The organism is Photobacterium sp. WH24, from assembly GCF_019204055.1.
Classification (GTDB): domain Bacteria; phylum Pseudomonadota; class Gammaproteobacteria; order Enterobacterales; family Vibrionaceae; genus Photobacterium; species Photobacterium arenosum.
The window spans coordinates 483,386-504,877 of sequence record NZ_JAGSOZ010000001.1 but is presented as its reverse complement, the minus strand read 5'-3'; the positions used below and the strand labels follow the sequence as shown (position 1 = coordinate 504,877).

The 21,492-nt window shown below is 51.0% G+C and carries 22 protein-coding genes; 8 read left to right on the top strand and 14 right to left on the bottom strand.

Going from position 1 to position 21,492, the window contains the following annotated elements; all coding sequences use genetic code 11:
- Window positions 1–10 precede the first annotated feature (10 nt).
- The 8 genes from tolA to cydA form a co-directional block, all read right to left on the bottom strand.
- On the bottom strand, window positions 11–1,057 hold the full coding sequence (tolA, locus tag KCG43_RS02210) for a cell envelope integrity protein TolA (protein WP_218383051.1): 1,047 nt from the start codon (window positions 1,055–1,057) through the stop codon (window positions 11–13).
- Between the two features lie 8 nt (window positions 1,058–1,065).
- Window positions 1,066–1,515: a protein TolR gene (tolR, locus tag KCG43_RS02205; protein WP_225445102.1), complete on the bottom strand. Its 450-nt coding sequence runs from the start codon at window positions 1,513–1,515 to the stop codon at window positions 1,066–1,068.
- Window positions 1,516–1,519: 4 nt separating this feature from the next.
- On the bottom strand, window positions 1,520–2,206 hold the full coding sequence (tolQ, locus tag KCG43_RS02200) for a protein TolQ (RefSeq protein WP_192015261.1): 687 nt from the start codon (window positions 2,204–2,206) through the stop codon (window positions 1,520–1,522).
- Entirely contained in the window at window positions 2,207–2,611 is a 405-nt protein-coding gene (ybgC, locus tag KCG43_RS02195) for a tol-pal system-associated acyl-CoA thioesterase (protein ID WP_192015260.1), read from the bottom strand.
- A gap of 221 nt (window positions 2,612–2,832) precedes the next feature.
- Window positions 2,833–3,159 (bottom strand): cyd operon YbgE family protein, encoded by a 327-nt coding sequence (locus KCG43_RS02190; RefSeq protein ID WP_218383049.1) that lies wholly within the window; start codon window positions 3,157–3,159, stop codon window positions 2,833–2,835.
- Window positions 3,131–3,250 (bottom strand): cytochrome bd-I oxidase subunit CydX, encoded by a 120-nt coding sequence (gene cydX / locus KCG43_RS02185; protein ID WP_192015258.1) that lies wholly within the window; start codon window positions 3,248–3,250, stop codon window positions 3,131–3,133. Before cydX ends, KCG43_RS02190 begins: the two co-directional genes overlap by 29 nt.
- 11 nt (window positions 3,251–3,261) lie before the next feature.
- The gene (gene cydB, locus KCG43_RS02180; RefSeq protein ID WP_218383047.1) at window positions 3,262–4,398 is read right to left on the bottom strand and encodes a cytochrome d ubiquinol oxidase subunit II; all 1,137 of its coding nucleotides are present in this window, start codon (window positions 4,396–4,398) and stop codon (window positions 3,262–3,264) included.
- A gap of 25 nt (window positions 4,399–4,423) precedes the next feature.
- Window positions 4,424–6,007, bottom strand: coding sequence for a cytochrome ubiquinol oxidase subunit I (gene cydA, locus KCG43_RS02175; RefSeq protein ID WP_192015256.1), 1,584 nt, complete (start codon window positions 6,005–6,007; stop codon window positions 4,424–4,426).
- Between the two features lie 44 nt (window positions 6,008–6,051).
- Here cydA and KCG43_RS02170 point away from each other — a divergent pair, with 44 nt between their 5' ends.
- On the top strand, window positions 6,052–6,351 hold the full coding sequence (locus KCG43_RS02170; RefSeq protein WP_192015255.1) for a hypothetical protein: 300 nt from the start codon (window positions 6,052–6,054) through the stop codon (window positions 6,349–6,351).
- A gap of 699 nt (window positions 6,352–7,050) precedes the next feature.
- On the opposite strand, the gene ruvB is transcribed toward KCG43_RS02170, so the two are convergent.
- The 6 genes from ruvB to aspS form a co-directional block, all read right to left on the bottom strand.
- A complete protein-coding gene (gene ruvB / locus KCG43_RS02165; RefSeq protein WP_192015254.1) occupies window positions 7,051–8,064 on the bottom strand; it encodes a Holliday junction branch migration DNA helicase RuvB in 1,014 nt (337 codons plus the stop codon).
- Between the two features lie 10 nt (window positions 8,065–8,074).
- On the bottom strand, window positions 8,075–8,695 hold the full coding sequence (ruvA, locus tag KCG43_RS02160; protein ID WP_218383045.1) for a Holliday junction branch migration protein RuvA: 621 nt from the start codon (window positions 8,693–8,695) through the stop codon (window positions 8,075–8,077).
- A 102-nt stretch (window positions 8,696–8,797) separates the two neighbouring features.
- On the bottom strand, window positions 8,798–10,255 hold the full coding sequence (locus KCG43_RS02155) for a methyl-accepting chemotaxis protein (protein WP_218383042.1): 1,458 nt from the start codon (window positions 10,253–10,255) through the stop codon (window positions 8,798–8,800).
- 171 nt (window positions 10,256–10,426) lie between these two features.
- Window positions 10,427–10,948, bottom strand: coding sequence for a crossover junction endodeoxyribonuclease RuvC (ruvC, locus tag KCG43_RS02150; RefSeq protein ID WP_027253444.1), 522 nt, complete (start codon window positions 10,946–10,948; stop codon window positions 10,427–10,429).
- A gap of 5 nt (window positions 10,949–10,953) precedes the next feature.
- Window positions 10,954–11,697 carry a YebC/PmpR family DNA-binding transcriptional regulator gene (locus tag KCG43_RS02145; protein ID WP_192015251.1) on the bottom strand — a complete coding sequence of 248 codons (744 nt, stop codon included), beginning with the start codon at window positions 11,695–11,697 and terminating at the stop codon, window positions 10,954–10,956.
- A 172-nt stretch (window positions 11,698–11,869) separates the two neighbouring features.
- The gene (aspS, locus tag KCG43_RS02140; RefSeq protein WP_218383035.1) at window positions 11,870–13,657 is read right to left on the bottom strand and encodes an aspartate--tRNA ligase; all 1,788 of its coding nucleotides are present in this window, start codon (window positions 13,655–13,657) and stop codon (window positions 11,870–11,872) included.
- A gap of 298 nt (window positions 13,658–13,955) precedes the next feature.
- Here aspS and KCG43_RS02135 point away from each other — a divergent pair, with 298 nt between their 5' ends.
- The 7 genes from KCG43_RS02135 (at window position 13,956) to KCG43_RS02105 (ending at window position 21,423) form a co-directional block, all read left to right on the top strand.
- Window positions 13,956–14,831 (top strand): DUF72 domain-containing protein, encoded by an 876-nt coding sequence (locus KCG43_RS02135; RefSeq protein WP_225445100.1) that lies wholly within the window; start codon window positions 13,956–13,958, stop codon window positions 14,829–14,831.
- Window positions 14,832–14,995: 164 nt separating this feature from the next.
- Entirely contained in the window at window positions 14,996–15,724 is a 729-nt protein-coding gene (gene cmoA, locus KCG43_RS02130; protein ID WP_218383031.1) for a carboxy-S-adenosyl-L-methionine synthase CmoA, read from the top strand.
- 30 nt (window positions 15,725–15,754) lie between these two features.
- On the top strand, window positions 15,755–16,729 hold the full coding sequence (gene cmoB, locus KCG43_RS02125) for a tRNA 5-methoxyuridine(34)/uridine 5-oxyacetic acid(34) synthase CmoB (RefSeq protein WP_218383029.1): 975 nt from the start codon (window positions 15,755–15,757) through the stop codon (window positions 16,727–16,729).
- A gap of 102 nt (window positions 16,730–16,831) precedes the next feature.
- Complete coding sequence (locus tag KCG43_RS02120) at window positions 16,832–17,587, top strand: ATP-dependent zinc protease (protein ID WP_218383301.1); 756 nt, start codon at window positions 16,832–16,834, stop codon at window positions 17,585–17,587.
- Between the two features lie 97 nt (window positions 17,588–17,684).
- Window positions 17,685–19,190, top strand: coding sequence for an inactive transglutaminase family protein (locus tag KCG43_RS02115; RefSeq protein WP_218383018.1), 1,506 nt, complete (start codon window positions 17,685–17,687; stop codon window positions 19,188–19,190).
- A gap of 3 nt (window positions 19,191–19,193) precedes the next feature.
- Window positions 19,194–20,165: an alpha-L-glutamate ligase-like protein gene (locus KCG43_RS02110; RefSeq protein ID WP_192015246.1), complete on the top strand. Its 972-nt coding sequence runs from the start codon at window positions 19,194–19,196 to the stop codon at window positions 20,163–20,165.
- 109 nt (window positions 20,166–20,274) lie between these two features.
- Window positions 20,275–21,423, top strand: a complete 1,149-nt coding sequence (locus KCG43_RS02105; protein ID WP_218383017.1) for a MalY/PatB family protein — start codon at window positions 20,275–20,277, stop codon at window positions 21,421–21,423.
- The last annotated feature ends 69 nt before the right edge of the window (window positions 21,424–21,492 follow it).

The following is a 21,492-nucleotide window of genomic DNA, read 5'->3' as shown; positions in this document are numbered from 1 at the left end:
GCTTTCCCTCTTAACTTACTGGCTTCACGGTTAAGCGAATTGAACGCAGTTTTTCCACCACTGCCGGATCTTCTGGCATGGGAAACTGGCTGACTTTTACAACGGCCGCTTTTGCCGCGCGGCACAAACTTGTATCCCCCCCCACATCCGACACATCCAGCAGCAGGCCGCTCACTGACAGTCGCATTTGCAGGTTGCATTCTTTACCCGAGAAATTTTGATCAAACAGCAAATTTTGCTGGATCATCTGCTTGTAAATTTCGCCGTAACGGGCAGTTTCATCAGCGATAAACTGCCCTTTCGCACTACCTCGTTGCTCAGTTTCTGCTTCCAGGCCGGCAAACATGTCATTAAGAGCCGCTTCCTGCTGCCGCTGCAGTGCTTTTGCTTCTTTCGCTTTACGTTCGGCTTCTTTACGGGCAGCTTCAGCTTTACGTGCTTCTTCTTCCGCTTTCTTCTTCGCCGCTACCTTAGCTTTACGATCAGCTTCTGCCTGGCGAGCCGCTTCTTCGGCACGTTTTTGCTCTTCAATTTTCTGCTGACGCGCAATTTCAGCTTTACGCGTTGCTTCTTCAGCTTCCTGCTTGGCTTTTAACTTAGCCTGACGATCCGCTTCGGCTTTTTTCGCTTCTTCGCGAGCCAGCTTGGCTTGTTCGTCTGCCTGACGCTTTTCTTCTGCTGCTTTTTCTTTTTCACGAGAAATTCGAGCCCTTTCAGCATCTGCTTCGCGCGCTGCTTTCTCGGCCTGGAGCTTATCCGCTCTCAATTTACGAATGCGCTCTTCTTCAGCCTGACGCTGCTGTTCCAGTGCCACAGCCTGACGTTCAAGGCGCTCAAGACGTTCTTGCTCGGCTTTTTTCGCCGCATCTCGCTGCTCGCGAAACTGGCGGGCCTGCTGATTGACCAAAGCGGGATCAACGACAACAGCCTGAATGGTCGAACCCTTTGGCTTAGGGTCAGACATAGTGAAGTCCGTTCCCCAGATCAGCGCAGCAAACAATACAGCATGGAAAAATAACGAAATGATGATGGCAACTGTATAGTTGTTTTTTTTCATTTACTTCCCTACTGCTCCAATGGCTCAGTCATCAGACCCACAGAGCCGACACCTGCCTGATTCAAGGCATCCAGCGTTTCGATAATCGCTGAATAAGGGACTCTGGCGTCTCCGCCCACCATTACGGGCGTTTTCGGATTAAGCTGCAATTCGGCTTTAACGCGCGTCAGCAGCTCAGTCAATTGCAGGCCACGTATCATGTCATCGTTATTGACGCTCAGGCCAAGCTGACCATCTTTGTCCACCTCGACAATGATAGGTGCCCCGCTATCGTTTTCACCGGCCAGCTCTGCCGCCGTTTGCGCTGTATGCGTGGCAGGTAACTCAACGTCTACACCCTGAGTCACAAATGGCGCGGTCACCATGAAGATAATCAGGAGCACCAGCATCACGTCAATGTACGGAACCACATTGATTTCTGCCGTCATCTTGCGCTTTTTCGGTTGATAAACCGCCATGATGTTACTCCTGGTTAGCTGCAAACGCCTGACGGTGCAGGATGCTGGAGAACTCTTCCATAAAGGTGGCGTAGTTATGTTCCAGTTTGGCAACCTTGTTGGTCAGGCGGTTGTAAAACATCACAGCTGGGATTGCTGCAAACAGACCCATCGCCGTTGCAACCAATGCTTCGGCAATACCCGGAGCGACCATCGCCAGTGTTGCCTGCTTCACGGCGCCCAACGCAATAAAGGCATGCATAATGCCCCATACTGTACCGAACAGGCCGATGTAAGGACTGATTGAACCCACAGTGGCCAGAAACGGCAGACTGGTTTCCATTTCTTCCACTTCCCGCGACAGCGATACACGCATCGCACGGCCAGCCCCTTCCATGACAGATTCTGGCGCTTTGCCATTATTACGGTGCAAACGGGCAAACTCTTTAAATCCCGCATAGAAAATCTGTTCCGTTCCGCTCAGATCGTCTTTACGGCTCTGCACTTCCTGAAACAAATGAGATAAATCAATGCCCGACCAGAAACGGTCTTCAAAACGCTCGGCTTTTGAGGCTGCCTGAGACAATATCTGCGAACGTTTCACAATCATCGCCCAGGAGATGACCGACATTCCCAGAAGGATCAGCATGACAATTTTGACCAGCAGGCTCGCCTGCAAAAACAAATCCAGAATAGAAAGTTCAGCACTCACTTAGGCTATCTCCGACAGTATATGTTCTGGTATCACAATGGGTTTCATTGAACGAGGGTCGACACAGGCTACCTGAACAGTAGCTTTACACAAGCACTGGCCCTCATTGTTTACTAAAATCTGACAAAATTCGATGGAGGCTTTACGCACCTTTAACGGCCAGGTACGAACCTTGAGCTGATCGTCTAATCTGGCACCTTTCAGGTAATCAATTTCAAGATGGCGCACCACGAAACTGAAACCTTGCTCTAACATGTCCTGTAAGCTGACTCCAAAGCTTCTGAATAGTTCCGTTCTGCCACGCTCAAAAAACTTAAGATAATTGGCATGATAAACAATGCCGCCAGTGTCTGTGTCTTCAATATAAATAGTGATTGGCCATTCAAAGGCGTTTTCTTCCGTCATCCCAATACCACTAATGATGATGCATAACCAACGCCAAAAAAATGACGTCAGAAGGTAATCCAGCAATAACTATACCGGAGTTAATTTAGAGAATGAAACCCCTGACTTTCCGCATGTATTATTTCCTTTCAATTTTTGACCTTGTCGGTATTTCCGGGAATTACTGCCACATAAAACACAGCCCGCTATTCTCAGCGGGCTGTGTCGTAACATACATGCTTTCAGCTCAGACGGAGCCAAAGAATACCCGCTAATATGGGTAAGGCGGCATAAGGTGTGAATAACAGTTGCCAGTACCACCGCCGAGGCACAAAACCTACCCCGAAGATAACCGCGGCACAGCAAGACCAGATGAGTGCCGGAGAAATAACAGGACCAAAACCTCCTATCTCCTCGGCGAACAAGACTGGGTCCCATATCACGAGACCGCCTGTAACCAGTCCCATGATCAGGGCCAGCACACGTAACACACTGTGCGCCAGCCAGGCATGGCTTGTTCTGACCCAGACGTCGATACGATTACTCACTGTCTGATTGACTGCTGTCATCCATGTTCTCTGTTGTTTCTAACCACAACGCGTTAATGATACCGAACGAGCAGGCTAACAGGACCCCCAGAATCCAGGCGAAATACCACATAGTCAGTCTCCTTAATACAGTGAATTTTTATTGTCTTCGATATATTGCTTATCGAGACGACCAAACATTTTGTAATAACACCAGCAGGTGTAAGCCAGAATGATCGGCACCATGACAAAAGCAACCACTGTCATAATGTTCAGCGTCAGCTCACTGGATGTTGCATCCCAGAGTGTCAGACTGTGGTTCGGAATCTCACTGGACGGCATGATGAATGGGAACATTGCAAAGCCGAAAGTAAGAATAATGCCTGCCATGGTCAAACTGGAGAACAGGAAAGCAAACCCTGCCCGTTCAATACGACATGCCAGAATCGTCAGCAACGGCATCACAATGCCCAGTGCCGGAGCAATCCACAGCAGCGGCTGAGCATTGAAATTCATCATCAGTGCGCCAGTCTGGCGAACCACTTCTTTATTGAGCGGGTTTGACGCCGCATCTTTTACAAGCTCAGACGCGACCACATACCCTTCCAGGTTTTTCGCCCAGAATCCGGCCAGCACAAAAGCAACCAAGGTTATTAACGCTGTGACTGGCGCAATGTTGCGCGCGCGCGCATGCAGCTCGTCTGTGGTTTTCATCTGCAGGTATACCGCACCCTGTGTCACTATCATCGCCAGACTGACAACGCCGCACAGCAAAGCGAAGGGATTCAGCAAGCCGAAAAACGAGCCCTTATAAGTCGGAATCAGCAGATCGCTCAAAACAAAAGGCACGCCTTGCAGCAGGTTGCCAAAAGCCACACCAAAGATCACAGGCGGAACAAAGCTGCCGATGAAAATCGCACGGTCCCACAGGTTACGCCATTTTGGATCTTCAATTTTCGAGCGGTAATCAAACCCCAGAGGACGGAGCCAGAGGGCCGCTACTGTCAGAACCATAGCCAGATAAAACCCGGAAAAAGCCGTCGCATAGACCAGTGGCCAGGCCGCAAATAACGCACCGCCGGCTGTGATTAACCAAACCTGGTTACCGTCCCAGTGCGGTGCGATAGAGTTAATCATGATGCGGCGTTCTGTGTCTGTTTTACCAATAATGTTGGTGAGAACACCGACACCCATATCGAATCCATCCGTCACTGCAAAACCGATGCACAAGACACCAATCAGCAACCACCAGATAAGACGTAACACTTCGTAATCAAACATTTTTAATTCTCCTGTCCGTCTCGGATCACTTCATGACCGGGTTATCAGTTAAGTCATGCGGTGCAACATTCTGTTCAAAATGATAGCGCCCGGTTTTCAGACTGCTTGGACCCAAACGGGCAAATTTCAGCATCAGGTAGACTTCCGCAATGAGGAAACAGGTATACAGAGCGATAATAACGGCCATCGACGTCAGTACATCCGACACGGCCACATTGGACGCCGCCATCGCTGTAGGCAAAATCTCACCCACCGCCCAGGGTTGACGACCGTACTCAGCGACAAACCAGCCGGCTTCAATGGCGATCCAAGGTAGCGGGATGGCGTACAGCGCCGCGCGAAGCACCCATTTTTTCTCAGTGATTTTATGGCGACAGGTTTGAATAAATGCCGCAGCAAACACACCCAGCATAATAAATCCACAGCCCACCATGATGCGGAAGCTCCAGAATAATGGCCAGACGGTAGGCAATGAATCGGCCGCCGCTTGTGCGATGTCCTCATCCGTAGCATCCACGACCCTGTCGGTATAAGGCTTCAGCAACAGCCCATAGCCCAGATCATTTTTCACGGCATCGAACGCGGCGATATTTTCAGGTGATTTTTCACCCGCACGCAGTTTCTCAAGCAGGCCGTAGGCTTCCATACCACTACGGATACGTACTTCGTGCTCATCTTTAAGATCACGTAAACCCGTGACTTCAGTATCAAATGAACGCGTAGCAATAATACCCATCACATAGGGGATTTTAATGGCGTAATCCGTGTGCATGGTTTCCTGATTCGGAATGCCGAATAAGGTGAAAGCCGCCGGGGCTTCTTCGGTGTGCCACTCGGCTTCAATAGCGGCCAGTTTTGCCTTTTGGACATCACCCAGCTCGTAGCCGGATTCATCTCCCAACACGATCACAGACAAGATAGAGGCCATACCGAAAGAAGCCGCAATCGCAAATGAACGACGGGCAAAAGGCAGATCGCGACCTTTGAGGATGTAATAAGAGCTGACACCCAAGATGAACATGGCACCTGTTACATAGCCTGATGCCACAGTGTGGACAAATTTCACCTGTGCAACTGGATTGAGTATCACTTCGGCAAAACTCACCATCTCCATGCGCATGGTTTCGAAATTGAACTCAGCACCAACTGGATTTTGCATCCAGGCATTGGCAATCAGAATCCACAATGCAGAGAAGTTTGAGCCCAGAGCCACCAGCCAGGTCACCGTTAAGTGTTGGCGCTTACTGAGTCGATCCCAGCCAAAAAAGAATAAGCCGACAAAAGTGGATTCAAGGAAAAAAGCTATCAGCGCTTCAATTGCAAGCGGGGCGCCAAAAATGTCGCCGACGTAGTGAGAATAGTAGGCCCAGTTCATACCGAACTGGAATTCCATGGTCAGTCCAGTGGCTACACCCAGTGCAAAGTTAATGGCGAAAAGCTTACCCCAGAACTTGGTCATGTCCTTGTAGATTTGCTTTCCGGTCATCACATACACAGACTCCATGATGGCGAGCAGAAACGCCATGCCCAAAGTCAGCGGGACGAACAAAAAGTGGTACATCGCAGTCATAGCGAACTGTAACCGCGATAGTTCGACGATATCAAACATGATAACTCCTTTAGTCGCCAGTCTCCCGGCAACGTACGACATAGTTGATCGAGCACGCCCAGCAAGTATTCTTCAAGACTACTGTCAATCGGTTAAAACATCAGCAATCATTGATTGATAACCCGACAACGCGTTATCCATCGTTAGGCTACGCAAAACGTCAGCGAGCACGCCTGCCTGTTTTACAACATCATTTCCTGACCAGCGATTTACTCGCCAAACTGGATGTTGCGGACTTGTTTCGAATTATAGATTTTAATGTAAAACCACAGCCAGATAAGCTGAAACTAATACTACTGACTTCGCCACACAGGTTCAAAGGTATTTATAAAAAAGCGCGCTGATTCGCTAAGCAGATTGCGATTTAAATCGTATAGATAAGTTATTTCCATGCGCGAGATCAAACTTCTCGCAATTGCATAGCTTTGTAGCTAACACTTTAAATAAATGTGATTTTTCAATTATAAAGTTACAAAAAATGCAAATTTAATCACCTTGGCAGGTTCTATAGTCACAACAAAAAACGGGTAATTTTTCTCAGTAAAGCTGAAAGGAAAAAACGACTTCGGCGCACAAGATAACATCAATAAACAAGCGTAAAGACAGTGCAATTAATATAAACCTGACCCGACCTTTAGATTATTTTTTCTAATCCAAAAAGACAACAGGACAATGACTGTGCCCTGCAGGTATCACCTTACTGGCAGCCATACCAACTGTGACACTTGTTTGGAGATGAAGATATTCCTATTAACATTTCCCGGTTTGGTTACTGCACCAATATCCAAGTTTTAAACAATCACCGCCAAGCCCAGGCCTGCCAGAAAAATCCGCAACTCCTGGCCAGCCTCAACCATTTGGGCCTTTACCAGCATTAAAGCTATGGCCACCGTCAGGATTTGACCCGTCTGACGCATAAACTCATGCAGGAAATGTTAATGATATTAGATGACTCAGCCGGATTTAGCCGAAAAAAACATGCGTAAAAAGCAAACAAAAACGGAGCCTTGGGCTCCGTTTTTAACATTTGATTATCTGTGATATCAGCTGCTAGGGATATCCAAACCAAAATGCAGATAAGCGCGATGGGTCGCGATCCGTCCCCTGGGTGTGCGCTGCAAAAAGCCTTGCTGAATCAGATAGGGTTCGAGTACATCTTCAATCGTATCCTTTTCCTCTCCGATAGCGGCTGCAAGATTATCCAATCCCACAGGACCACCCATGAATTTGTCAATAATCGCCATCAGCAGTTTTCGATCCATATAATCAAAGCCGCTGCTGTCCACATCCAGCATATCCAGCGCCTGGCTTGCTACCTCTTCACTGATATGACCATCACTCTTCACTTCAGCATAATCCCGTACGCGCCGTAACAACCGGTTCGCGATACGCGGCGTGCCGCGGGCACGTCGTGCAATCTCCAGCGCCCCTTCCGGCACCATAGACAACCCGAGGCACCGGGCGCTGCGCTGAACAATATCTTGCAGATCAGCCACTTTGTAGTACTCAAGCCGCTGGGTAATACCAAAACGATCACGCAGCGGTGAGGTCAGCGAACCGGCACGCGTTGTCGCGCCCACCAGGGTAAACGGGGGCAGATCTATCTTGATAGACCGTGCCGCCGGCCCTTCGCCAATCATGATATCAAGCTGATAATCTTCCATCGCCGGATAGAGCACCTCTTCCACCTGAGGGCTGAGACGATGGATCTCATCAATAAAGAGCACATCATTTTCTTCCAGGTTGGTCAGTAGTGCCGCCAGATCGCCGGCCTTCTCCAGCACAGGGCCTGACGTTGTACGGATACTGACACCCATTTCGTTTGCAACAATGTTAGCCAGTGTCGTTTTACCCAATCCGGGCGGGCCAAAAATCAGCAGATGATCGAGCGCTTCAGTACGCAGTTTCGCAGCCTGAATAAAAATTTCCATCTGGCCACGAACATGATCCTGGCCCTGATAATCCTGCAGTAATTTCGGGCGGATGGCACGGTCAATGACCTCTTCTTCGCGGTTGACCGGATAACTTCCCGACACCAGGCGATCAGCTTCTATCATACAATCTCACTTACACCATGGAGCGCAGGGCTTCACGGATAATCGCTTCACTTGGCATATCATCCTGCGCAACCTGAGCGACCACTTTAGAAGCCTGCTGAGGTTTATAGCCCAGCGCTATCAGGGCGCTCACGGCTTCATCTACCGCCCGGTTCTTATCGGATGCGGCAGACTGTGCCTGGCTGGCTGCAGTATCCAGCGCTGGTGTGAAAAGATCGCCCTCGCCCCAACCTTTCAGGCGGTCTTTCATTTCAACCAGCAGGCGTTCTGCCGTTTTCTTACCCACACCGGGGATCTTCACTAAGGTAGAAATATCTTCATTTTCCACACAAAGCACGAACTGGCTGGCCGTCAACGCAGACAAGATGGCTAAACCCAGTTTCGGGCCAACACCATTGGCTTTGATGACTTCGCGAAACAAATCCCGCTCACTTTTCTTATTGAAACCGTACAGCAGCTGGGCGTCTTCTCTCACCACAAAGTGGGTGGCAATGGTGACTTCCTGCCCCGCTTGCGGCAATTCGTAAAAACAGCTCATCGGCATCTGAACTTCATACCCGATTCCGGCGGCTTCAATCACCACTTCCGGTGGCTGTTTTTCTACTATGATTCCTCGTAATCGGCCAATCACTGCCTTGCCTCTATCTCGCAAATTAAATTGGCTCTAGCATAATAAAGCGCTGGATGGATATCCAGCGCTTTATCAGAATGTCGTAATAAATGACAGACAAGATCAAGCCTGATGGCGTGACACCAGCGCATTGAGGCTATCGGCGAGTCCTTTTAAGGTTTCGACTCTGTTGGCCAGCTCGGCGCCCTGCTGGGCCACCTGATCCGAAACCTGATTAGTCTGCACCACACTGTGTGCCACTTCGGTGCTGACCTGATTAAGCTCTTTCAGTGACTGGACCTGAATACCCAGGGTATCGGCCAGCCGGTTAACATCCTCAGACAGACCAGTGATCTCGGCAATAATACCGCCCAGCTCGGTCGCCGTGGCATGAATGACTTTTTGTCCCTGCTGCACTTCATTTTTACTTTTCTCCAGCAAGCTGCGGATCTCTGTGGCGGAAGCATTACTTTTTGCAGACAGCTTACGGACTTCATCGGCGACCACGGCGAACCCTCGTCCCGATTCCCCGGCTCGCGCGGCTTCAATCGCGGCATTCAATGCCAGCAGATTAGTCTGTTCGGCAACGGCAGTGATCAGCTCAGCGGCCGACATGACTTCATTATTACTGTGCAGGATGCGGGCGATAGCGTCGGTTGAGGCATTCAGTGATGCCGAGCTGTGCTGGGACTGAGTTTCTATGGTTCGGCTGCGCTGGCGCAATTCGGTTACCGAACGGTCTGATTCATCCAGCCCTTCTGTCATCTGCCCGAGTTGCTGGCTCATCTGCTCGGCCGCACTGGCCTGCGACAGGCAGTTCTGATTGAGATCTTTCACCTGATGATGCAACGCATCAGACTGCTGTTCCAGATCATCGGCTAACTGTGCCAGCTGACTGGCACTTTCGCTGGCACGATACATAATGCTGCCCAGCGCCTGCTCACCTTTTTTGGCTTGCTCTGCCAATGTATGGCTGGCCCGTTCAGCCTCTGACGACTTCACCAGCGCGCTTTCTCGCTGACGCACGGTGAAGGCCTGAGCGATACCTATCACTATTAAAGGCAGTAATAAGCCAGACCAGGTTTCCAGCCGTTCTGCTGCCGGCGTCAATACCAGGTGAGGAAAGTCGTGACCGGCCAGAGATTCCTTTATCATCCAGCCAGAAATCACTACGACCAGCGCACTCCAGATCATGGCTGTGACCGGTTTGGCCGCCAGGAAAAACGCCACAATCAGCAGCGGCATCCAGAATGCCTGAGTGGAAACAACAATACCGCCACTTTGATAGACAATGTTCACGGCATGAATCACCATGCCCAGAAAACCCAGATTGATCGCAAGTTCGATCTGTTTAAGCCAGCGTACAACCAACCCGGCCAGTATTTCGCATCCAATGAGTGTAATAGACGTGATAACCAAACTGGTATGGGCATGGCTCGACCATTTTATCCAGCTGTACAAGCCGACGAAAAACGAGATGAGGGTGAAAAATAGCAAGGTATCAACCAAGCGGACTTGCTCTCCCTGCCACTGATGTGAAGAGGGCAAAAACAGGCCGCGCCAAAAAGCGACTGGGGACATTTTGTTATCCTTGTCATTGTTATATATGAACTATCCAACAGCTCCGACCACTATATTCAGTTAACAATGAATTAACAAAGAAAAAAGCAGCACAAGGCTGTTTTTTTTTGATCCGTCCAACAGAACGCATTCCTGACAGGGATATTGATATGGTGACTTAACAGCGTATGACTATCTGTATCGTCCCCGTTTCGAACCCGATGCCTGGCCTGCCATCGCCACCAGGGTTTTGTGGGTATGGGCATGACAGATAGCCACTGCCAAAGCATCTGCCGCATCCGCCTGGGGCTTACCCGGTAATTTCAGCATATGGCAGACCATGTGCTGAACCTGTACTTTATCGGCACTGCCTTTGCCAACCACCGCCTGTTTAATCAATCTGGCCGCATATTCGCTGACGGGGATATGGGCATTCACGGCTGCAACAATTGCACTGCCGCGTGCCTGCCCGAGTTTCAGTGCCGAATTGGCATTTTTGCCCATGAAGACTTCTTCAATGGCAAAATCATCGGGACGAAACTGAGTGATCACTTCGGTAACCCCGGCATAAATCTGATGCAGCCGACCCGGAATATCATCACAGCTGGTACGGATACAACCACTGCCCAGATATTCAAGTTGTCTGCCCACCTGACGGATAACACCGTATCCCGTGATTCTGGAGCCTGGGTCTATCCCTAAAATAATGGCCATTAATATTACAACTGTTCCGCCACTTCGTCGGAAATATCCCCGTTATGGTATACCTCCTGCACATCATCAAGATCATCCAGCGCATCAATCAGACGCAGCAGTTTTGGCGCTGTGTCCGCGTCCAACTCGGCCTTGGTTGACGGCACCAGAGTCACTTCTGCGTTCTGGGCTTCAAATCCGGCAGTGTCCAGTGCGTCTCTCACCGGACCAAAATCCGCCGGTGTGGTGTAGACGTCGATAGAACCATCATCATTGGTTTCAACATCATCAGCCCCCCCTTCCAGTGCTGCTTCCATGACAGCGTCTTCATCCAGCCCCGGCGCGTAGGAAATCACCCCTTTTTTCTCGAACAGGTAATTAACGCTACCGTCTGTGCCCAGATTACCGCCCGCTTTGCTGAACGCATGGCGCACACCGGATACCGTGCGATTGCGGTTGTCCGTCATACATTCAACCATCACAGCAGTGCCGCCAGGACCGTATCCTTCATAAATCACGGTTTCCATGTTGTCGTCACCTTCACCGCCAGCACCACGACTGATAGCACGGTTGATGGTGTCACGCGTCATGTTATTGGACAGCGCTTTATCGACAGCAGCACGCAGGCGCGGGTTGCTTTCCGTTTCAGGACCGCCTTCTTTGGTCGACACCACGATTTCTCGGATTAACTTGGTAAAAATTTTGCCACGCTTAGCGTCTTGCGCCGCTTTGCGGTGTTTGATGTTGGCCCACTTACTATGACCTGCCATAACAATGCTCCGGATTTATAGAGGGTGTTGTCCCAGCTCTGCGTCACTGGGAGGCGCTGATCACTGTTCAGAACACGGCGAGAGATCGTACATCAGATGGTATGAAGCATACTGCAATGTCTTGAAGAGTGATCGGGCTGGCAGAGTTGCCAGCCCGGATAAGCCTGATTAATCAGGCTTCGGTATTTTGTTCGTCTTTCGCGGCCAGCTTCACCGCAATGGCCAGCTCCTCAAGAGCGGCAGGATTAGCCAGGCTTGGCGCATCTGTCATCAGACATGCTGCCGCCGTTGTTTTCGGGAAGGCAATCACGTCACGGATATTCTCAGTACCACACAGCAGCATCACCAGACGATCCAGACCAAACGCCAGGCCTGCATGCGGCGGCGTACCAAATTTCAGTGCGTCCAGCAAGAAGCCGAATTTCAGTTGCTGCTCTTGCGCGTCAATACCCAGAATGTTGAATACTGCCGCCTGCATGTCTGCGTTGTGAATACGCACAGAACCACCGCCCACTTCGTAGCCATTCAGTACCATATCGTAAGCATTGGAAATTGCTGTTGCAGGGTTAGCCGCCAGCTCTTCCGCGGTCATGCCCAGTGGCGAGGTGAACGGGTGGTGCATCGCGTGCAGATTACCTTCCTCATCTTCTTCAAACATTGGGAAGTCAACCACCCATAACGGCGCCCATGCCGATTCGTTGGTCAGATGCAGATCTTTACCCAGCTTCAGACGCAGCGCGCCCATCGCTTCATCAACCACATTTTTACGATCGGCACCAAAGAGCAGAATATCGCCAGATTCGGCCTGAGTGCGCTCCAGCAACTGGGCCACTATGTCTTGGTTCAGGAATTTAGCCACAGGTGACTGCACGCCGTCAAAACCGGCCGCGCGGTCATTGACCTTCATCCATGCCAAGCCTTTTGCACCGTAAATACCGACAAAACTGGTGTACTCGTCAATCTGCTTGCGAGACAGCGCTGCACCACCCGGTACACGCAGAACGGCCACGCGGCCTTTAGGATCATTAGCAGGGCCGGCAAAGACTTTGAAGTCGACGTCTTTCAGGATGTCGGCCACATCCACCAGCTCCAGCGGGTTACGCAGATCGGGCTTGTCCGACCCGTAACGACGCATCGCTTCTTCATACTTCATGACAGGGAAAGTACCCAGGTCAACGTTCAGCAGCTCTTTCCACATATCGGCTACCATGCGCTCAGTCACGGCACGTACCTGATCGGCCGTCATGAACGAGGTTTCAATATCGATCTGGGTAAATTCAGGCTGACGATCTGCACGCAGATCTTCGTCGCGGAAACATTTGACGATTTGATAGTAGCGGTCAAAACCAGACATCATCAGCAACTGCTTAAAGAGCTGCGGTGACTGAGGCAATGCGTAGAAACTGCCTTTGTGCACACGGCTGGGCACCAGATAGTCACGGGCACCTTCCGGTGTCGCTTTAGTCAGGACAGGTGTTTCAATATCCAGGAAGCCGTTTTCATCCAGGAAGCGACGCACGAAGCTGGATGCTTTCGCACGCAGCTTGATACGGTCGCTCATTTCCGGGCGACGCAGGTCCAGATAGCGGAATTTCAGGCGTTGCTCTTCGGTGTTCTTCTGGTTGAAGTCCAGCGGCAGCACATCGGAACGGTTGATGATTTCCAGGCCTTTGGCAATCACTTCCACTTCACCGGTCGCCATGTCTTTGTTGACCTGGCTGTCCGGACGCTGACGGACTTCACCGGTCAGACGGATACAGAATTCATTGCGCAGTTGGTTCGCCACCTCGAAGATATCTTTCATATCCGGGTCAACCACTACCTGAACGATACCTTCACGATCTCGCATATCAATGAAAATAAGACCGCCTAAATCACGACGGCGGTTTACCCAGCCGCAAAGCTCAACGGTTTGTCCCGCATGGGACTTGTTCAGGTGACCACAATATTGGGTGCGCATAAGAATTTCCCGATCTGTTTACTTACAATCCTGTGTGTCCGCCCAAAATGGTATGACAGACACCAACTGTGCCAGTTTCGGCCATCTTCAGTGTCCGGCTGCGGCCTGACTGACGTCCGAAATAAAAATAACGCGGTATTATAAATGAAAAACACCACTGTAGGAAAAACCTCTGGCGTAAATCAAGCAAAATAGCCTGATTCCAGTCGTGAATGTTGACCGAATGGCGGGATATTCTCCACAATGTCAGCCAAGCCCCTTATCCAGACGAATAAAAAGTATTCACTAAGGTTTTTCAATGCCCTTTTCTTCACCCCTAAAGATCGGCATGGCAATGTGGTCACATGCGCCCTGGCAACGTAGCCTCTACGGCCGCGGCTGTCCTTCCACCGAAAGATTAAACCGGTACGCAGAAACTTTCTCCACTGTCGAAGGCAATACCACCTTCTATGCCACGCCCAAGCCGGCCACTGTACAGAACTGGGCTGATGCCACACCGGACGATTTTCGATTCACCTTCAAGCTGCCGAAAACCATCACTCATCAATATAAGCTGATGCACTGCCAGGGCCAGCTCGGTGAATTTTTTCATGTCATGGCGCCTGTGGCAGAAAAAACCGGCATCTGGAAAATTCAATTACCCGCCAGCTTCGGACCGGCAGAGCTGCCTGCACTCTCCGCTTTTCTTAAACAGCTGCCGTCAGATCTGACGGTTGGGGTTGAGGTCCGCCATCCGGCCTTTTTCAGCAAAGGCGCAGAAGAAAAGGCGCTAAACCGGTTGCTTATCGAACATCAGGCCAACCGGATTATCATGGACACTCGCCCGGTTTTTTCGGCCCCCGCCACCAGCGAGGCCGTCATTGATGCCCACCAGAAAAAACCCAGAGTGCCGGTTCACGCCATTGCAACCGCCATGCACCCTGTGGTGCGTTTCATTGGTCACCCGGATCTTGATGCCAACGATCCCTTTTTTGCCAACTGGTTACAACGTCTTCCCTTATGGCTGAGTGAAGGCCGCCAGCCTTATCTGTTCATTCATACGCCCGACAACGACTTTGCCCCGGAACTGGCCGTCCGGCTTCATCGCCAGTTGGCACAACAATTGGCTGACACAGCGTTGCACCTGCCCGAGCTGAAATTGCCGCAAGGTGGTGACCAGGTGTCACTGCTCTGAATCCTACCTGACCTGCCCTGTAAATCCACAAGACAAGTGGCGCTATTTTATCTACAATACGCGCCTTTTCAGCGGGAGAAGGACTCCCCATTGCCATCGCCGTGCGGCGAGGTATGCCGGAAGGAACCGTGCGAGATTCAGATATCAGGTGTGAGGAAGAGATAATGGCTGGCCACGACAATTTGTTCGCCGCCCCGATCGATAAATTGGGTGATTTTACCTTTGACGAACGCGTCGCCGAAGTATTCCCGGATATGATCCAACGTTCTGTGCCGGGATACAGCAATATCATCTCCGCCATTGGCATGCTGGCCGAGCGCTTTGCTATGCCGGATTCCACGATTTATGATCTGGGCTGTTCGCTTGGCGCTGCCACGCTGTCCATGCGTCGTCATATCAAACAGCCCGGTTGTAGAATCATAGGCGTCGACAACTCCCGCGCCATGGTTGAACGCTGCCGTCTGCATATTGACGCTTACCGCTCCGACACACCGGCAGACATTATTGAAGCGGATATCCGGGATGTGGATATTCACAATGCCTCTGTGGTGGTGCTGAATTTCACCCTGCAGTTTCTGGCACCGGAAGATCGCCGCCAGTTGCTGGAAAAAATCTATGCCGGGCTGCGTCCGGGCGGCATACTGATCCTGTCTGAGAAATATGTTTTTGAGAACGGCCAGGCACACGAGTTGCTGATCGATCTGCATCACGATTTCAAACGTGCCAACGGCTACAGCGAGCTGGAAATCAGCCAGAAACGCAGCGCCATCGAACATGTCATGCGCCCGGACAGCATCCCGGCCCACCGTGAGCGTTTGTCCGATATTGGCTTTCGCAGCGTAGAAGTCTGGTTCCAGTGCTTCAACTTCGGCTCTATGTTTGCCATCAAGTAATTAACGAAATTAAGGTAACTTTGACGCTCCATGTTTAGCTTTTCAGAATTCTATCGCTTATTAGCCAATGACGAGCAACTGCGTCCCTGGCTTAACATTTTGCCGCAGCAATTATCCGACTGGGAAACCGCCCAGCACGGCGACATGGCCCGCTGGGTTCGGGCGCTGAAGAAGTTTCCTGCCGATAAGCCGGACTTTATCGACCTGAAAACACAAGTCAGTGTCATGAATGAAGTGCCGGTAGCCGATGGTGAGCAAAAACGCCTGGAAAGCTTACTGCGTCTGCTGCACCCCTGGCGCAAAGGCCCGTACCATATCCACGGTATTCACATCGACACCGAATGGCGTTCCGACTGGAAATGGGATCGCGTTCTGCCGCACATCTCTCCCCTCAAACACCGTAAAGTGCTGGATGTCGGTTGCGGCAACGGCTACCACATGTGGCGTATGCTGGGTGAAGGGGCCGCACTGACGGTCGGGATCGATCCTTCAAACCTGTTCCTGATTCAGTTCGAGGCGATCCGTCGCCTGATGGGCCAGGATGAGCGTGCGTTCCTGCTACCGCTGGGCATCGAACAACTGCCGGAACTGAAAGCGTTTGATACCGTCTTCAGTATGGGTGTGCTCTATCACCGCCGCTCGCCGCTTGATCACTTATTGCAGCTGAAAAACCAGCTGCGCAAAGGCGGTGAACTGGTGCTGGAAACCTTAGTGATTGAAGGCAATGAAAATGCGGTACTGGTTCCAGGTCACCGTTATGCTCAGATGCACAATGTCTACTTTTTCCCCTCTGCCAAAGCCCTGAAAGTCTGGCTGGAGAAAAGCGGTTTTGTCGATGTGCGGATTGTTGATGAAAGTGTCACCACCACCGATGAGCAACGCTCCACCAACTGGATGACAAATAATTCACTGCCGGAATATCTTGATCCGCAAGACCCGTCAAAAACAATAGAAGGCTACCCGGCCCCCCGACGCGCAGTGCTGGTCGCCGTAAATCCTGACTAAGTGTTAACAAAAGGGTGCTACCCGCATCCTTTTTTGTACGCTAAACTACGGCCCCCTAAAGAAAAACTAAGAATTACACTATATCCACTTTTGGGAGTGAGCATGCTTGGCCGCAGCGTAACCTTTATTGCATTGACATTTATTTCCGGCTGCTCAATGCTGAAAACCGAACCCAGCCCGCAGCGGGAAACGAATACACTGACTGCGATTGAAATGATGGAAACCAATGTCCATTTTCGACTTAATCGCATGTCGCAACAAATAAATGAGCAAAATGAAAACATTGCTAAGTTAGAAAAAGAGCTATCATCAATGTCAGAAGAACTGAATAAAGTTGCTTCTGTTTCATCGTCTAAACCTGAAGTCATTGTTGAGAAAAAAATAGTGCCGGTACCACAAAAAACTATTGATATCGATCCTAAAACTGCCCATGGCAAAGTTATCCTGGGTGAAGAAGAGTGGATCTGGCTGGACTCAGTGCAATCCTTTTTTAAAGCACGGGTTGACACGGGTGCGACAACTTCTTCGATCAACGCACTGGATGTCCAGATCTTTGAACGGGATGGCAAACAGTGGGCCAAATTCAATCTCAGCCACAGCGGAGAAGAGAATCAGCCAGCCGACCAAATCGTGGAAGCCCCGATTGTCCGCTGGGTGAAAATTCGCCAGTCTTCCGCCGACGATACCGAGCGGCGTCCGGTGGTTGAAATGTGGCTTAAACTCGGCAAATTGCATGAGAAAGCACAGTTTACCCTGGCAGACCGAACACAGATGACATATCCGGTGTTGCTTGGGCGGGAATTCTTTAAAGACGTCGCACTCGTTGATGTCGGTAAACAATTCATTCAAGGGCGATAACCGTTTTCAGTTTGGGGCATGACAGCTTGTCATAGCCCCATTTTCGTTTTCATCGTTTCGTTTGCTTCAACCAATAAAGGAAAAATTAGAGGTTGTCATGACGTCAAGAATTCCGTTTTATTTTCTCATCACCTTGCTCGTCATTGCCGGGACAGCGCTCAGTCTCTACCGCCATGATATTTACGGTGTGCCTTGGACACCGGGCGAAGAGCGCGCCTTGTGGGAGCTGGAAGCCAGAGTGGAGTTTGATGCCATCGGCAAGCCGGTCAAAGTATCAATGGCCGCACCGGAATCACAGCAGGGCTTCACGCAAATCGACGAAAGCACCTCATCACCTGGCTATGGCGTTGCACTGATCGATACCGATCAGGGACGCCGGGCGGAATGGTCAATTCGTCAGGCATCCGGCAAACAGGTGCTTTATTACAAAACACAGATGCTTGTCGACCCGCTGGCCAGTTTCTCGACCGATAAACCGAGAGGCAAGCCTGAAGCTCCCAGCCTTGATAACCCTCAGGAAACGGCAGCCAAAGCCATGCTGGTTCAGGCTAGAACCCTGTCGGCGGACAATCTGACGCTGACCCGGGAAATACTGAAACAGCTCAATGACAGGAATAACCAAAACGCCTCTTTGCTGCTCAATGCTTTTCCGCGGGAAAATGTGGTGGTTTTCTTACTCTCGATGGAAGGGATAAATGCCCGCATCGTGGGTGGCTTACAGCTCGAAGATGGCCGCCGTCGCCAAAGCATCAGCCCTATGGTGGAAGTCTGGGGCGGCGAGAAATGGCATTTATTTGACCCGCACACAGGACAGGAAGGTAAACCTAACGATGTACTGGTCTGGAATCAGCAAGGTCACTCCCTGCTGGATGTCATAGGCGGCCGTAATTCCAATATCAGCTTCTCGATTATTTCGCAGGATATTACCCCGCAGCAGGCAACCCGCGAAAAAATCCAGGCTGAAGATCTGCTGAACTTCTCCATCCACAGTCTGCCTATTGAGGAGCAGGCGATGTTCAAAACGATCATGCTGGTACCGATAGGCGCGTTGATTGTGGTCTTCCTCAGGGTCATAGTGGGTCTGAAAACCTCAGGCACATTCATGCCGGTGCTGATTGCTGTGGCCTTTGTGCAGACCCAGTTAATTACCGGTGTGCTGGGTTTTCTGCTGATCGTTGGCACAGGTTTAATCATACGCAGCTACCTGTCGCGGCTGAACTTGCTGCTTGTGGCCCGAATATCCGCTGTCATAGTGACTGTGATACTCATTATTTCGATCTTTACCGTGGTGGCCTTCAAAATTGGCCTGGTAGAAGGTCTGACAATCACCTTCTTCCCGATGATCATCCTGTCCTGGACGATTGAGCGTATGTCAATTCTGTGGGAAGAAGAAGGGGCAAAAGAGGTCTTTATTCAGGGTGGTGGCTCGCTGTTAACGGCTATCATAGTGTATCTGGTCATGACCAATGATCTGGTTCGTCACTTAACCTTTAACTTTATCGGCCTGCAACTCATTATAATGGCAATGATCCTGATGCTGGGTAACTACACAGGCTACCGCCTGAGTGAGCTACGACGCTTTAAGCCGTTAGCGGAGGATTAAGCCATGTTTTTATCGCGTTATACTACGCCGTGGCGTCTGCGCGAACGCGGCATCATGGGCATGAACAAGCGCAATCACAGCTATATCGGCCGCTACAACGACCGCAGTCTGTATCCGCTTGTCGATGATAAACTGAAAACCAAGATCATCGCCCAGCGTGCGGGAGCCACCGTGCCTGAACTGATCGGTGTGATAAGAAGCCAGGTTCACGTCAAAGAAATTCACGACATGGTGCGTGACTGGCCGGGCTTTGTTATCAAACCGGCTCAAGGCTCCGGCGGGAAAGGGATTCTTGTCATTATCAAACACGAGAACGGTTTATACACCAAACCGTCAGGGGCTGTGATTAATAAGCAGGATGTTGAAAGACACATCACTAATACCCTGGCCGGGCTTTTTTCGCTCGGCGGCAAGAACGATGTGGCCATGGTCGAAAATCTGATCCAGTTTGATAATGTCTTCGACGGGTTCAGCTTTGAAGGGGTACCGGATATACGGGTGATTGTATTTAAAGGTTACCCTGTCATGGCCATGATGCGTTGTTCAACCGCGGCCTCCGACGGCAAAGCCAACCTTCACCAGGGAGCCGTCGGGGTCGGCATTGATATCGCCTCCGGCAAAGCCGTTCGTGCGGTGCAGTTTAACCTGCCGGTAGAACGTCACCCGGATACTGAAAGATTGCTCAGCGAGCTCACCGTACCCAACTGGCTGAAGTTACTGGAACTGGCAGCCAGTGCCTGGGAAATGACAGGACTGGGCTATCTGGGCACTGACATGGTACTGGATAAAGTCAAAGGTCCTATGGTATTGGAGCTGAATGCCCGGCCTGGCCTTGCGATCCAGACCGCCAATGGCTGCGGGTTGCTGCCGCGACTTCATCACATTGAAAGCCTGGGCACGCCGTCCAAGATGCCCTCTCCGGCTGAACGCGTCGCCTATGCTGCCGAGCAGTTTGGTGCTAAGCCCCTGTTCTGATTACCTCTCAAGCCCCGGTTTTCGGCTGGGGCTTTCTTCTTCAGGCCAATTAGGCGCATAATAGCTGAGTCATCATATTTATTGATTTCAACTGGTTATTGGAGAGCCTATGTCAGAGATCCTGCGTTTATTTGACCAGCCGGTGGATCGCACCAAGAGCAACAGTACAAAGTGGCTGAAGTATCAGGGAAAGGATGTTCTGCCTATGTGGGTGGCAGACAGTGACTTCAGAGTACCGGATGCGATCACACACGCCCTCCACCAGCATGTCGATCACGGCGTCTTTGGCTATGGTTCCGTGCCTGCATCGCTCAGCGAGCTGATCGTTGAGCGCATGGCGACGCTCTATAACTGGCAGATCAAACCGGAGTGGATTGTTTATTTACCCGGTCTGGTCTGTGGTCTCAATCTGGCTGTTCGTGCCTGTACCGAGCAACATCAGGCCGTTGTCAGTCCCAAGCCGGTGTACCCGAAATTTTTTAGTGCGGCAAAATACGCTTCACGCCCTCTGGCCTACTCCCCCGTAACACTGCAGCAAGGCCGCTGGCTGTTGGATTTAGCGGCAACTGAGATCCCGACCGATAGCAAGCTGTTGCTGTTCTGTAACCCCTTAAATCCCGGCGGTACCGTCTACACGCGTCAGGAGTTGGAAGCGCTGCACAGCTTTGCCAAAAAGCATGACCTGTATGTCTGTTCCGATGAAATCCACTGCGATTTGCTCCTCAATGAGAACGCCCGACATATTCCCTTTGCCAGTCTGGATGACGATGCCGCACAGCGATCCATCACCCTGATAGCACCGAGCAAGACCTTTAACATTGCCGGTCTTGGCGCATCAATGGCAATTATTCCGAGTTTCGAGCTACGACGCCGTTTCAACCGGACGCGGGCTGGCATAGTGCCTGAGGTCAATGTGCTGGCCTATACGGCCGCCGAAGCCGCATACCGTGATTGCCAGCCGTGGCTCGACAATCAGCTCCACTATCTGCGTCAGCACAGAGACAGGCTGATGACAGCCATTAACAGTATGCCGGGGCTCACACTGCATCCGATTGAAGCGACCTATCTGGCCTGGATTGATGCCTCCGGCCTGCCTGTGGCAAACCCGCATGCCTTCTTTGAAGCCGCCGGTGTTGGCTTTTCGTCTGGCGCAGATTTTGGCCATTCCGGATTTGTCAGGATGAATTTTGGCTGTACCAGCCAGACTTTAGAGCTGGCGCTATCGCGCATGAAGAACGCCATTGAATCAATCGGTTAATAATTAGCCATCTGATAGACAATCTCGCTAAAGATTTTCACTGACTGTCCGATAGAGATAACACTGGTT

What these genes read in the sequence shown, in the direction of transcription:
- tolA (WP_218383051.1), bottom strand. Translation starts at nt 1,057, where the DNA reads ATGAAAAAAAACAACTATACAGTTGCCATCATCATTTCGTTATTTTTC.
- tolR (WP_225445102.1), bottom strand. Translation starts at nt 1,515, where the DNA reads ATGGCGGTTTATCAACCGAAAAAGCGCAAGATGACGGCAGAAATCAAT.
- ybgC (WP_192015260.1), bottom strand. Translation starts at nt 2,611, where the DNA reads ATGACGGAAGAAAACGCCTTTGAATGGCCAATCACTATTTATATTGAA.
- KCG43_RS02190 (WP_218383049.1), bottom strand. Translation starts at nt 3,159, where the DNA reads ATGACAGCAGTCAATCAGACAGTGAGTAATCGTATCGACGTCTGGGTC.
- cydX (WP_192015258.1), bottom strand. Translation starts at nt 3,250, where the DNA reads ATGTGGTATTTCGCCTGGATTCTGGGGGTCCTGTTAGCCTGCTCGTTC.
- cydB (WP_218383047.1), bottom strand. Translation starts at nt 4,398, where the DNA reads ATGTTTGATTACGAAGTGTTACGTCTTATCTGGTGGTTGCTGATTGGT.
- cydA (WP_192015256.1), bottom strand. Translation starts at nt 6,007, where the DNA reads ATGTTTGATATCGTCGAACTATCGCGGTTACAGTTCGCTATGACTGCG.
- ruvB (WP_192015254.1), bottom strand. Translation starts at nt 8,064, where the DNA reads ATGATAGAAGCTGATCGCCTGGTGTCGGGAAGTTATCCGGTCAACCGC.
- KCG43_RS02155 (WP_218383042.1), bottom strand. Translation starts at nt 10,255, where the DNA reads ATGTCCCCAGTCGCTTTTTGGCGCGGCCTGTTTTTGCCCTCTTCACAT.
- ruvC (WP_027253444.1), bottom strand. Translation starts at nt 10,948, where the DNA reads ATGGCCATTATTTTAGGGATAGACCCAGGCTCCAGAATCACGGGATAC.
- KCG43_RS02145 (WP_192015251.1), bottom strand. Translation starts at nt 11,697, where the DNA reads ATGGCAGGTCATAGTAAGTGGGCCAACATCAAACACCGCAAAGCGGCG.
- aspS (WP_218383035.1), bottom strand. Translation starts at nt 13,657, where the DNA reads ATGCGCACCCAATATTGTGGTCACCTGAACAAGTCCCATGCGGGACAA.
- KCG43_RS02135 (WP_225445100.1), top strand. Translation starts at nt 13,956, where the DNA reads ATGCCCTTTTCTTCACCCCTAAAGATCGGCATGGCAATGTGGTCACAT.
- cmoA (WP_218383031.1), top strand. Translation starts at nt 14,996, where the DNA reads ATGGCTGGCCACGACAATTTGTTCGCCGCCCCGATCGATAAATTGGGT.
- cmoB (WP_218383029.1), top strand. Translation starts at nt 15,755, where the DNA reads ATGTTTAGCTTTTCAGAATTCTATCGCTTATTAGCCAATGACGAGCAA.
- KCG43_RS02120 (WP_218383301.1), top strand. Translation starts at nt 16,832, where the DNA reads ATGCTTGGCCGCAGCGTAACCTTTATTGCATTGACATTTATTTCCGGC.
- KCG43_RS02115 (WP_218383018.1), top strand. Translation starts at nt 17,685, where the DNA reads ATGACGTCAAGAATTCCGTTTTATTTTCTCATCACCTTGCTCGTCATT.
- KCG43_RS02110 (WP_192015246.1), top strand. Translation starts at nt 19,194, where the DNA reads ATGTTTTTATCGCGTTATACTACGCCGTGGCGTCTGCGCGAACGCGGC.
- KCG43_RS02105 (WP_218383017.1), top strand. Translation starts at nt 20,275, where the DNA reads ATGTCAGAGATCCTGCGTTTATTTGACCAGCCGGTGGATCGCACCAAG.